General features: G+C 63.5%; 12 protein-coding genes. 5 read left to right on the top strand and 7 right to left on the bottom strand.

What is annotated here, in order from left to right; genetic code table 11:
• Positions 1-325: 325 nt before the first annotated feature.
• Entirely contained in the window at positions 326-1525 is a 1200-nt protein-coding gene (locus tag G8O24_RS41655) for a YbfB/YjiJ family MFS transporter (protein ID WP_188108283.1), read from the bottom strand.
• 133 nt (positions 1526-1658) lie between these two features.
• Here G8O24_RS41655 and leuB point away from each other — a divergent pair, with 133 nt between their 5' ends.
• Together leuB and G8O24_RS41645 are read left to right on the top strand one after the other, a co-directional pair.
• Positions 1659-2771, top strand: a complete 1113-nt coding sequence (leuB, locus tag G8O24_RS41650) for a 3-isopropylmalate dehydrogenase (RefSeq protein WP_188108282.1) — start codon at positions 1659-1661, stop codon at positions 2769-2771.
• A gap of 140 nt (positions 2772-2911) precedes the next feature.
• Positions 2912-3550, top strand: a complete 639-nt coding sequence (locus tag G8O24_RS41645) for a DapH/DapD/GlmU-related protein (RefSeq protein WP_188108281.1) — start codon at positions 2912-2914, stop codon at positions 3548-3550.
• Between the two features lie 51 nt (positions 3551-3601).
• Here G8O24_RS41645 and G8O24_RS41640 read toward each other — a convergent pair whose 3' ends face one another.
• Together G8O24_RS41640 and G8O24_RS41635 are read right to left on the bottom strand one after the other, a co-directional pair.
• On the bottom strand, positions 3602-4003 hold the full coding sequence (locus G8O24_RS41640; protein WP_188108286.1) for a hypothetical protein: 402 nt from the start codon (positions 4001-4003) through the stop codon (positions 3602-3604).
• Positions 4004-4158: 155 nt separating this feature from the next.
• The gene (locus tag G8O24_RS41635) at positions 4159-4947 is read right to left on the bottom strand and encodes a hypothetical protein (protein WP_188108280.1); all 789 of its coding nucleotides are present in this window, start codon (positions 4945-4947) and stop codon (positions 4159-4161) included.
• A gap of 116 nt (positions 4948-5063) precedes the next feature.
• Between G8O24_RS41635 and G8O24_RS41630 the strand changes: the two genes are divergently transcribed.
• Positions 5064-6098: an aspartate-semialdehyde dehydrogenase gene (locus tag G8O24_RS41630; protein WP_188108279.1), complete on the top strand. Its 1035-nt coding sequence runs from the start codon at positions 5064-5066 to the stop codon at positions 6096-6098.
• A gap of 112 nt (positions 6099-6210) precedes the next feature.
• Here the strand turns inward: G8O24_RS41630 and G8O24_RS41625 are convergent, their stop codons facing one another.
• Positions 6211-6855, bottom strand: coding sequence for a carbonic anhydrase (locus tag G8O24_RS41625; RefSeq protein WP_188108285.1), 645 nt, complete (start codon positions 6853-6855; stop codon positions 6211-6213).
• 112 nt (positions 6856-6967) lie between these two features.
• Here G8O24_RS41625 and G8O24_RS41620 point away from each other — a divergent pair, with 112 nt between their 5' ends.
• Positions 6968-7849, top strand: a complete 882-nt coding sequence (locus G8O24_RS41620; RefSeq protein WP_188108278.1) for an HpcH/HpaI aldolase/citrate lyase family protein — start codon at positions 6968-6970, stop codon at positions 7847-7849.
• On the opposite strand, the gene G8O24_RS41615 is transcribed toward G8O24_RS41620, so the two are convergent.
• From G8O24_RS41615 to G8O24_RS41605, 3 genes are all read right to left on the bottom strand, one after another.
• Positions 7846-8706 carry an LssY C-terminal domain-containing protein gene (locus tag G8O24_RS41615; RefSeq protein WP_244646361.1) on the bottom strand — a complete coding sequence of 287 codons (861 nt, stop codon included), beginning with the start codon at positions 8704-8706 and terminating at the stop codon, positions 7846-7848. The genes G8O24_RS41620 and G8O24_RS41615 overlap by 4 nt on opposite strands.
• A gap of 45 nt (positions 8707-8751) precedes the next feature.
• On the bottom strand, positions 8752-9495 hold the full coding sequence (locus tag G8O24_RS41610) for a hypothetical protein (RefSeq protein ID WP_188108277.1): 744 nt from the start codon (positions 9493-9495) through the stop codon (positions 8752-8754).
• A 264-nt stretch (positions 9496-9759) separates the two neighbouring features.
• The gene (locus G8O24_RS41605; RefSeq protein ID WP_188108276.1) at positions 9760-10731 is read right to left on the bottom strand and encodes a helix-turn-helix transcriptional regulator; all 972 of its coding nucleotides are present in this window, start codon (positions 10729-10731) and stop codon (positions 9760-9762) included.
• Positions 10732-11183: 452 nt separating this feature from the next.
• Here G8O24_RS41605 and G8O24_RS41600 point away from each other — a divergent pair.
• Positions 11184-12033, top strand: an 850-nt coding sequence (locus tag G8O24_RS41600) for a PAS domain-containing protein (protein ID WP_188108275.1), incomplete at its 3' end; no start/stop codon positions are given.

The raw sequence follows: 12033 nt of genomic DNA, 5'->3' as shown, positions 1-12033 counted from the left end.
CGCCGGCAAGTGCCACAAATCCGCGCTGATCGCCTGCGCCAGGAAGCTGGTCGTCATCATCAACGCCGTCGTCGCCCGCGGAACTCCCTGGCTGGCCGAGGTGCCTCAACTCGCCAAGCTGCCCGCCGTCTGACCCGCGTTTCTTTGTTCGATCAGGCGACCGTTTCTTCGTCCCGACCTGCCGCCACAACGACGCCGCGCGCAGCGGCCGTCAAGGCTGGCCGTCGCTCATATCTCCTCGCATCTGCTGTCCCCAGGCCACGCCTTGACGGCCGAAAGCGCCGCGTCATGCTCAACGGCAATCGGGGCGACGCTTTAATGGTTGCTACGGCACCGGTGCCTTGGCCGGCCCCACCTTGCGCTGACACAGCGCCAACACCGCCCCCAATGCCAGCAGCGCCGCTGACACGTTCAGCGCGTAGCTCAGGCTCCCCAGCGCGTCGGTGATCGCGCCGACCACGATCGGCCCCAGGGTCTGGCCGATGCCGAACGAGATCGTCATTGCCGCGATCGCGGTCGGCCACATCTCTGGCGGATAGTTGAAGCGCACGAAGGCGGTGGTCGAGCCGACGACCGCAAAGAAGGCGACGCCGAACACCACCGCCGAGATTCCCAGCCAGGCGGGCGAATGGCCAAGGATCGGCAAGGCTGCGCCGAGCGCGTTGGTGCCGAGGATGATGGCCGTGGCGAGCCCACCGCGGTCGAGCGCGAGCACGCCGCGCCAGGCCCAGGGCGTGACGAAGGCGGACAGGCCGATCAGGCCCCAGAATGCGGCTTGCGCCGCCGCTCCGCCGCCGCCGTCGCGGACATAGGCGATCATGAAGGTCATGTAGGCGATGTAGCCGGCGCCGAACAGGAAGTAGGCGGCCAGATAAATCAGCACCGGAAGCACAGCGAAGGCGCCGTGGCTGCCTTCGGAAAAGCGCGCGCCGCTCTCGATGCGGACCAGGAACAGCGGCACGGTCATGGCGACCGACAGCAGCGTCATCGCCCACCACACGATCCACCACGAACCGGGGCCGAAATGCTGCAGCGTGAACGGGGCGATCAAGCCTGATGAGAGGATGCCGACGCCCGGACCGGCATAAAACAAGCTGAGCAGGAAATTGGCCCGCGCGGGCTGCGACTGCGCGATGGTCGCGGCCAGCGCGCCGCCGGCGACGAAACCGGCCGCGGCCCCGAGGCCCAGCACGAGGCGGGCGAGGCTCAGCGCGATGAAATTCCCTGTCAGCGCGCAGGTCGCAAGCGCGGCGACGCAGGCCAATGTGCCGCCGCGGATCGCCGCCGACCAGCCGACGCGCTGGATCAGCCGGGAGGCGACGAGGGCGCCGACGAGGTAGCCGACGGCGTTGATGGTGTTCATGAAACCGGCCGCCGAGTAGGACCAGCCGAGGTCCTCCCGCATGTCGGGCAGCACCAGCGCATAGGCAAAGCGGCCGATGCCGAGGCCGACGGTTGCGGCCAGCGACAGGGTCAGGATCAGCCGCGCGGGGCGCGCGGCGGGTGGGCGATCAGGGGTATGCAAGGGGTACTCCGGCAGCCCGCAGTGTGGCAGGCCCTGCCCGCCTTGCACAGCCGCGCGGCGGCAATGGTGTCTTGCCAAGCGCGCAACGCCGCTCTAGCACTCCGGCCGAAATTCGATCTCAGAGGAAACGGATATGGCGACCCACAAATTGCTGCTGCTCCCCGGCGACGGTATTGGCCCGGAGGTGATGGGCGAGGTGAAGCGGCTGATCGATTGGCTCAATTCATCGGGGATCGCCAAGTTCGAGACCGACACCGGCCTCGTCGGCGGCTCCGCCTATGACGCCCACAAGGTGTCGATCTCGGAAGGCGACATGGCCAAGGCGATGGCCGCCGACGCCATCATCTTCGGCGCCGTCGGCGGCCCGAAATGGGATGCGGTGCCTTACGAGGTGCGCCCCGAGGCCGGCCTGCTGCGCCTGCGCAAGGATCTCGCTCTGTTCGCCAACCTGCGCCCCGCCGTCTGCTATCCGGCGCTGGCGGATGCCTCGAGCCTGAAGCGCGAGGCGGTCGAAGGCCTCGACATCATGATCGTGCGCGAGCTCACCGGCGGCGTCTATTTCGGTGAGCCCAAGACCATCACCGATCTCGGCAACGGCCAGAAGCGCGCCATCGATACCCAGGTCTACGACACCTACGAGATCGAGCGCATCGGCCGCGTCGCCTTCGAGTTGGCCCGCAAGCGCAAGAACAAGGTGACCTCGATGGAGAAGCGCAACGTCATGAAGTCGGGCGTGCTCTGGAACGAGGTCATGACTCAAGTGCACAAGCGCGAATATCCTGATGTCACGCTCGAGCACCAGCTCGCCGACTCCGGCGGCATGATGCTGGTGAAGGCGCCGAAGCAGTTCGACGTCATCGTCACCGACAATCTGTTCGGCGACATGCTGTCCGACATCGCGGCGATGCTGACCGGCTCGCTCGGCATGCTGCCCTCGGCCTCGCTCGGCGAGGTCGACGTCAAGAGCAGGAAGCGCAAGGCGCTGTACGAGCCGGTGCACGGCTCGGCGCCCGACATCGCGGGCAAGGGCCTTGCGAACCCGATCGCGATGATCTCGTCCTTCGGCATGGCGCTGCGCTATTCCTTCGACATGGGCGCGCTCGCCGACAAGGTCGACGCCGCGATCGCAGCCGTGCTCGCCAGCGGCCTTCGCACCGCCGACATCAAGTCGGAAGGCACCACCGCCGCCTCGACCACGCAGATGGGCGAAGCGATCCTGAAGGAACTGCAGAAGCTGCACGCCTAAGCGGCGAACGCAGAATCGTAGCTCTGTAGGGTGGGCAAAGCGAAGCGTGCCCACGTTCTGAGTGCGATCAGAGAGAGATGGTGGGCACGGCGCTTTGCGCCTTTGCCCACCCTACGGCACCTGCCCTCGGAGTTACTTACATGGATGCCTCACCCCGCCCCAAGATCGCGGAAACCTTCATCCATGAGACCGTGCGCCAGCGCGAGGCGCAGATCGGGCGGCGCTGCGAGATCCTCGGCCACAGCCGCATCGAATATGCCTCGCTCGGCGATTACTCCTATCTCGGCGAGCATTGCGACGTCGCCGCTGCTGACATCGGCAAGTTCTGCGCCATCGCCAACTCGGTGCGGATCGGCGCGCCGAATCATCCGATGGGCCGGCCGTCGCAGCATCGCTTCAGCTATGTCCCCGAATATTACGAGGCGAGCGCGACGCGCGACCGCGACTTCTTCGCGAAGCGCCGCGGCGATCGCGTCATCGTCGGCAATGACGTCTGGATCGGCCACGCCGCGATCCTGCTGCCGGGCGTCACAATCGGCGATGGCGCGGTGATTGCCGCCGGCGCGGTCGTCAGCCGCGATGTCGCGCCCTACACCATCGTCGGCGGCGTCCCCGCGCGCGCCATCCGCAAGCGCTTTGATGATGAAGTCGCGGCAAGCCTGCAGCGGATCGCCTGGTGGGATTGGCCGAATGACCTCATCTTCGAGCGCCTCGCCGATTTCCGCTCCGAGGCGATCGAGGAGTTTTGCCGGCGTTACGATCCGGCGGCCAATGCGTAAACAAAAAGGCCGGGCGTGGGCCCGGCCTTTTGATTCGGTCGTGATGTCCGCTCAGTACAGCGGGAAATTCTGCGGATAGCCGCCGAGATCGGCCGGGGTCGGCAGCGGCTGGCGGTCGATCGGGCGGTTGAGGTTTTCGCGCGCGAAGGACGGATAGCCCACCGCCGGCGGGAAGGCGTAATCGGTGAACTTGCGATCGCCCGGATTGACCTCGGTGCCGCCGTCGAGCCAGGAGCGCTTGCTCACATAGATACGGGTACGGCCCTGCTGGTAGACCACGTTGGGGCCGCCGGCGCCGTAGACCGGCCGGCCGCGATCGTCATAGCGCTGCTTGGTCTTGGTATCGGCCGAAGCCGGTGTCGCGAAGGCCATGGCAATCGCGGCGGTCGCCGCAAGCAACATCGCCAGTTTGTTCGCGGCCAATCCATTCGCGCCAGAGAAATTCGAGCTCATCACGTCCCCTTCAGGCGGCAAGCCGCCAGTCGATTTCGCCCATACTAGCCCGGCCGGGGGCATCGCAACTAGGTCTATTGGGTCACACCAGCGCGGAATAATCGTGCCCGCCGGCAAAAGTTGCATCAATACCAGCCACTTGAGCTTGATGCCGGTCAAAGCGTTCCGCGCAATTGCGCATTCGCCGCGCCCAGCAGCCAGTCCGGCGAGCCCTGGGAAGCGCAGGCGCGGCGCTTCAGCTCGGCATGGGCGAACAGTTCGGCCAGCTTCGGCTCGTTGCCTGATGTCAGCAGCGTCAGCCGATTCAGCGTGCAGGCGATCGCCGCACGCCGGGCCGGCAGGGTGTCGCCCTGGCAGGAGAAGCCGGAGATCTGGAGCGGCGGCTCCTCGTTGCGCTTGAGGTAGCCGAGGCACGCCTGCGTCCCATCCGCCGTGCCTGATGGCCGGAACAGGGCGACCGGGCCGAATTTGGTGTCGATCAGGCCGGCCTGCTCGAGCGTGGTGGCTGCGCCGAGGTCCATCTGGATGGCAAGGCCTGATGCCGCCGGGCGCGTGACGTCGAATTCCCGGCCTTCCCGGTAGATTTCGAGTTCGGCGACGGGCTTGTCCGCCTCGCCGGTCCAGCGCATGACGTCGCGCCGGCCTCCCTCGGGGTGCCTCAGGATCGTGTAAGAGGCTGTTTTTTCTGATGAATCGATCCGGCTGAGGGCGAAGGCCGGGTGCGACCGGTCGGCCACGGCCCAGCCGGGCTTTGCGGCGGGCTCGTCGCCCTGCAGCTCAGGCAGCTGGCCGAGCCCGGCCAGCGCGAGGATGGCAAACAGGGCCAGCGCCCCCACATAGGCGAACAGGCGCGCCAGCGTGCCGACCACCTCGTCGGCGAAACTGGCGAGCGCCAGATGGATCTGGGTGGGTGATGTGGCCGGGCCGGCCTCAGGCGACTGCATCCACGTCCCTAAGGCATGGTCCAACGTTGTCTTGAGGCCGGTTCTCGCATAGAAGCGCTGCTCTTCCTGTTTAAGCGTCAGCTTCAGGAACGGGCTTTTTCATCGGAGAGTGAACGATGGGTTACAAAGTCGCAGTCGTCGGCGCGACCGGCAATGTCGGACGGGAAATGCTCAACATTCTCGACGAGCGCAAATTTCCCGCCGACGAGGTCGTGGCCCTGGCCTCGCGCCGCAGCGTCGGCGTCGAGGTCTCCTATGGCGACCGCACGCTGAAGGTCAAAGCCCTCGAGCATTACGACTTCTCCGACGTCGACATCTGCCTGATGTCGGCGGGCGGATCGGTGTCGAAGGAATGGTCGCCGAAGATCGGTGCCGCCGGCGCGGTGGTGATCGACAATTCGTCGGCCTGGCGCATGGATCCGGACGTGCCGCTGATCGTGCCCGAGGTGAACGCGGCCGCGACCGAAGGCTTCAAGAAGAAGAACATCATCGCCAACCCGAACTGCTCGACCGCGCAGCTCGTGGTCGCGCTGAAGCCGCTGCACGAGAAGGCGACCATCAAGCGCGTCGTGGTCTCGACCTATCAATCGGTGTCGGGCGCCGGCAAGGATGCGATGGACGAGTTGTTCTCGCAGACCAAGGCCGTCTACACCAATGACGAGCTGGTCGCGAAGAAATTCCCCAAGCGCATCGCCTTCAACGTCATCCCCCACATCGACGTCTTCATGGAGGACGGCTTCACCAAGGAAGAGTGGAAGATGATGGCGGAGACCAAGAAGATTCTTGATCCCAAGATCAAGCTCACCGCCACCTGCGTTCGCGTGCCCGTGTTCGTCGGCCACTCCGAGGCCGTCAACATCGAGTTCGAGAATCCGATCACCGCCGACGAAGCCCGCGAGATCCTGCGCAAGGCGCCCGGCTGCCTCGTCATCGACAAGCAGGAGCCCGGCGGCTATGCGACGCCTTACGAAGCAGCCGGCGAGGACGCCACCTATATCAGCCGCATCCGCGAGGACGCGACGGTGGAGAACGGCCTCGTGCTGTGGTGCGTCTCGGACAATTTGCGCAAGGGCGCTGCGCTGAACGCGATCCAGATCGCGGAAGTCCTGATCAACCGCAAGCTGATCAGCGCGAAGAAGCAGGCGGCGTAAGAAGATGTAGCCGTAGGGTGGGCAAAGCGAAGCGTGCCCACGCATTTTTCGTGATCGAGAGAGATGGTGGGCACGGCGCGGTGCGCCTTTGCCCACCCTACAAGAGCGGTGGTTACACCACGCTGCGCGCGCTCTTGAATTCCTTGCTCGCCTTGTCCAGCACGAACAGCGTTCCCTCGGCGACGCCGAAATAGGCGCCGTGCGTCTGCATCTGGCCGCTCTCGACGGCCTTGCGCACGAACGGGAACGTCATGAGGTTTTCCAGGCTGCGGAACACGGCGGCCTTCTCGATGCGCTCGACGAATTGCGCCATGGTCTCGTGATCGCGCTGCTCGACCACTTCGCCCGGCTTGATGAACATCTGCATCCATTTGCCGATGAAGTCGCCGGGCGTCAGCGGCTCGATCTTGTCGACGAAGGCGCGGATGCCGCCGCATTGCGCGTGCCCGAGCACGACGATGTGCTTCACCTTCAGCACCGTCACCGCATATTCCAGCGCGGCGGAGACGCCGTGCGCGTTGGCGTCGGGCTGATAGGTCGGCACCAGATTGGCGATGTTGCGGACGACGAACAATTCGCCCGGACCCACATCGAAGATCGCCTCGGGCGAGACGCGGCTGTCGCAGCAGCCGATCACCATCACTTCGGGCGACTGCCCCTTCACCGAGAGCTCGCGGTAGCGGTTCTGCTCGGCCGGCAGCCGGTTGGTGGCGAAGGCGTTGTAGCCTTCCAGCAAGGACTTCGGGAATGTGATCATAGCCAATGCCTAATCATATACCGCAGGGGCGAACAAGCCTTTCGAATGGGCACGTCAGATGCTATCGCGTCCCGCTATAAGAACGCCTGAGGAAGCCCGAAGGATCACCAGCATGACCCGTCCGCGCCGCAGCCATCTGTTCATGCCCGGCTCCAACCCCCGCGCCCTTGAAAAGGCAAGGAATCTCGCCGCCGACGGCCTGATCCTCGACCTCGAGGATTCCGTCGCGCCCGACGCCAAGGCGGTGGCGCGCGACGGCATCGCCGCCGCGATCGCCGCAAAAGGGTTCGGCAAGCGCGAGATCCTGATCCGCACCAACGGCCTCGATTCGCCATGGTGGGCCGAGGACGTCGCCATGGCCGCCAAGGCCTCGCCCGACGGAATCCTGGTTCCAAAAGTTTCAAGCATCGAAGATCTCGACAGCATCGGCCGCGATCTCGCCCATCTCGGTGCGGCACCTTCCGTGAAGGTCTGGGCCATGATCGAAACCGCGCGCGCCGTGCTGCATGCCGAGGAGCTGGCCGAGGCCGGTCGCGATCCCAAGACCCGCCTCGCTGGTTTCGTGTTCGGTCCCAACGACATCTCGCGCGAGACGCGCATCAGGATGCTGCCCGGACGCGCCGCTATGATCCCGATCATCGCCCATTGCATCCTGGCGAGCCGCGCCGCCGGCCTCGAGATCCTCGATGGTCCCTACAGCGACATCGCCAACCCCGATGGCTTCGCGACCGAATGCGCGCAAGGCCGCGACCTCGGCTTCGACGGCAAGACGCTGATCCATCCCTCGCAGATCGAGGCCTGCAACGCCATCTTCACGCCGCCCGAGGAGGAAGTCGCGCGCGCGCGGAAAATCATCGCGGCCTTCGAACTGCCGGAAAATCTCTCGCGCGGCGCGATCCGCCTCGACGGCGCCATGGTGGAGCGCCTGCATGCCGACATGGCGCGGCGCACGATCGAAATCGCGGACGCGATCGCGGCGATGGGGAAGGGCTAAGGCTTGCTGTCAGCTTGGGGAGCGATGCCGTGCCATATGGCATCCTTCAAGGCAATGAGAGCGGGTGGTGGAATGGTGGGTGGATTGGCGGGTCCATTTGCCGCTCCCGGCACCAGCACGGCAATGTGGATCTCGCCGTCCGTATAGTAGGGATCGCCGCCACCGTTTCGGCCGAACATCGTCGGGCCGATGCCCGAGATCTGAAAGAAATTGCTCACGACACGCGCCTCGCGCAGGTTGGTCATCAGCAGATCACGCTCGGAGTCGATGTCGGCATCGATATGGTGGGTGACTTGTCCTGTGTCGTGGCTTAGCCCGACACTCCGGTCGAAGGTCGCCGAGCCAAGCCAAACCGGACGGCCGTCGTCGCCCTTCTCCAGGGCCTTCCAGAATCGAACGTGATGTCGTCGATCCGCACTGCGCCCAGCGGGTTTCTCGAAAGCGTATTGCTCTTTCTTTCCCAGATAATACAGCGGGCTGACGGGTGCGTTGTGATAGGGGCGATCCAGCACCACGCTGCCGACGATCTCGAAGCTCGAGCGCAGCGTCACCGCATCGGCCGCAAACCATCCGGCCGCACTCATGGCGCGGACAATGTCTTCGTCGTTGCCGACGATTCCGACGTTCAGGGGGTCGGCAGGGATGTCGTCCGATGTTCTGGTGAGCATCGGCAGCGAAGCAAGGCCAGCTTCGTGCTCGTGGTGAATCCACAGCAGAGGCACAAGGAAATAGGCCAGCACCAGATAGGCGAACAGCACGACGGCCAAACGGCCGACCCACCGTCGCTTCTTCGTCCCGCCCTCGGCTGAGTTGGTCATGCGTGTCGTTCGAGCCAGAATGCACGACACCATACCCATCCAGCATCCGACGACAACGCGATTCAGGCTGCCTGCACCGGCGCTTCATGGTGGAGGCAGCGGAATGATATCGACGTCGATATTTCCGGTGCGCTCATAGTGAAGTGCCTTGTCGCGGAGAAGGGCGGCGGACGTCGTGCGGATCGCCTCAGTTCGCTTGAGATCGCGAAATATGATCGCCAGTTCGGGGTCAAAGCGAACCGCGGCGTCGCAGATGCGGGTAAGCCTGGCACGAAGGTTTTCAATCCTGTTGTCAAAAATCGACGGAGCAAAAATATTGCTGCACAGACTGGAAAAAAGCTTCATCTGCAAGATTAAGTGACGGAAATCCCACGCGTCAGATGGCGAGAGACTGGGGCCAAGGCCATCGATTTCTTCAAGATCATTCTTCACATCGGCCTCAAAGAAGAACGCTGTTCCTGAAGCTATGCCGCGCTGCTTTTGTTCTTCGTTCCTGGTTTCAGCAATGTCGAAAACCAACCAGCAGGCAGCGATCGTCTCGAGATGCGGCTTTACGAGCGAAATTGCCAATTTGCGCGACTCAACTTCGCGACGTTTTGCGAGGTTGATGTTGATCTCATTTTGATTTCGAACAGCTTTCCAAGCAATGACGGCCGCGACGACAGTAGCTGCTCCGCCGACGAGAGCTCCAGCGAATCCGAGCCAGTCGGACCAGTCCAGCTCAAGTTTATGTTTGATCGTGGATACTTCGATACCCATCAGCAGCGCCAAAATAGCGGCCAAGCTGACGAGAAGGAGGGAGTAGTCGCCCTTAGTCGTCGTGGTCACGATAAAAACCTCAGATGTGAGACGGCGTAAGATGACTCAACATCCCAGCCTGAACAACTCTCTACGCGTGTATTGCCCGCATTACGCTCCGCGGCGATGGAGGAAGGGTTAAACGCGCCTTCGGCCCATTCCGTCGTCCTGCTCGATCGAGCGTTAGCTTGGCTTGTCCTGGTCTCGCTCGGATAACCGCTCAGTGATAACGAAGATGATCGTTAGACCGGGCCACGATCCGCGGAGGCGCCCTGTCAACGCGCATTGACGCCCCTATAACTTGCGCCTCGCATTCCTCAAGGTCTCCGACGGCAGCTCGCCGATTTCGCTCCGGTATTCGGATGCGAAGCGACCGAGGTTGCCGAAGCCGCATTTGAAGGCCACGGCCAGGACGCTGGTCTGCCCGTCGGGACGCCGTAGCAGCTCCGCGGCGCGACGAAGGCGAACGCGCCGCGCGAACTGGCCGGGCGATCCGCGTCCGGCATCGGAAAATTCCCGGAACACGGTGCGCACGCTCACATTGGCGATCTCCGCGATCATGTCCAGATCGAGCGGCTGGTCCCAATGAGCTTCGATGTAGGACTCGACGATATTGACGACGGTCCGGTTGGCGCCTGGCGGGGAGCGATGCAGCCGCTCGGTGAAGTTGTGCCGGTGCGCCAGAAGCATTCGAACCATCAAGGCCCGCTCGAGCTCGGCGATGGCGATGGGTGAGTATTCCTGCCCGAACTTTTCCAGCTCCTCGGCAAATCTGAAAACGTCGTGGCGCACATGCGTCATGACCGCGGGATCCGGCTTGCTGGCAACAAAGCGCAGGGTGGCGTCGCTGTCGTCCCCGATCATTCTCTTCAGCAAGCGCTCCGTCGCCAGCGTATCCAGCCTCACCACCAGCTGACGATAGCCGGGCTCGAAATTGAGGTGCAGCCTTGTATCTCCGGCCACGATTGGACTCCAGGCCTCGATAGGCTCGCTGTCCGCATTGGTTCTGAAGCTTGCATGTCCCTCGATGGAGAAGAACTGGCGGAAGATTTGCGATTCGGGAAACGACAGTGACGCCTGGCCGTCGTAGGCGCAGAACGCGATGCCGATCGAACTCAGGCGAGCGAAATTCGCCTGAACGCCGAACGTCTCGCCGCGCGTCTCGAACCGGTCGGCGCCGTATTCCGCAAACAGGCGATCGCGCGCGTACTCGGTGTCACGGGACCGAAGCAACGGATAGCGGTCGAGGTAGGAAACGGCGCCCACATCAGAATCCCAAAAGCCGCAAGCTACCGCATCGCCATTGCGGCGCTACCAATTTCAAATTGCATGCGCTGCCGGTGATGTCGCGATTGCATGTCCGAACTTGCCGGTGCCGCGAATGAAGGAGCCCTGCGACGAAATGACCAGACGCTCAGGATTAATTCTTCGCGCGGAACCCTCGTCGGTGTTTCTGCCGAAATCCGATAGGGATCTTAGCGCGGCCTTCATGGTTCAAGCCGCGGAGCGCCGTGGGGACTGCCGTTTGTCGCAGTCAGGTTAATTGCGCTGGCAGAATCCGGCCATTGTGTCTTCGATCGGGCAAATACTCTGATAATTCGATTCATATATTTGCTCCGCCCGTCGGCAGCGGCGGTCGTAAACGCACCGCATCCGACGAGATCATCACAAATCGTTCCGAAGCGCATGCGTCGCGATCGGAAGTTCGGAGCAAGAAGATGTTTGGTCGCAAGTCCCGGATTGATGCACAGGCGCGGCTCGACGCCATCGGCCGTTCCCAGGCCATGATCGAATTCAACCTGGATGGCACGATCATCGCGGCCAACAAGAACTTTCTCGACGTCCTCGGCTATCGGCTCGACGAGATCCAGGGCAAGCATCACTCGATGTTCGTGCCGGCCGACCAGCGCGACAGCGCCGAGTACAAGGCGTTCTGGGCCGCTTTAAACCGTGGCGAGTACCAGGCGCGGGAGTTCAAGCGGATCGCGAAGGGCGGCCACGAGATCTGGATCGAAGCATCCTACAACCCAGTGCTCGACGGCAACGGCAAGACGGTTATGGTCGCCAAGATCGCCACCGAGATCACGGCCAAGAAGCTGCGCAGCATGGCGGATGCTTCGAAGATCGCCGCCATCAGCCGCGCCCAGGCCGTCGTCGAGTTCAAGCTCGACGGTACCATCGTCACGGCCAACGAGAACTTCTGCAAGGCGCTCGGCTACTCGCTGGCCGAGATTCAGGGCAAGCATCACAGCCTGTTCATGCCCGCGGCAGACCGTGAGAGCACGGCGTATCGCGAATTCTGGGCCGCGCTCAACCGTGGTGAGTACCAGGCCGGCGAATTCAAGCGGATCGGTAAGGGCGGCAGAGAGGTGTGGATTCTGGCGAGCTACAATCCCGTGATGGACGATACGGGAAAGCCGTTCGGCGTCGTCAAGTTCGCCACCGACGTCACCGCGGAGAAGCTGAAGACCGCCGATCTCGCCGGTCAGATCGCGGCGATCGACAAGGCCCAGGCCGTGATCGAGTTCAACATGGACGGCACCATCATCACCGCCAACGCCAATTTCC

Origin of the sequence: Bradyrhizobium campsiandrae (assembly GCF_014529705.1) — a bacterium.
GTDB lineage: Bacteria > Pseudomonadota > Alphaproteobacteria > Rhizobiales > Xanthobacteraceae > Bradyrhizobium > Bradyrhizobium campsiandrae.
This window is presented reverse-complemented; position numbering and strand designations above follow the sequence as displayed.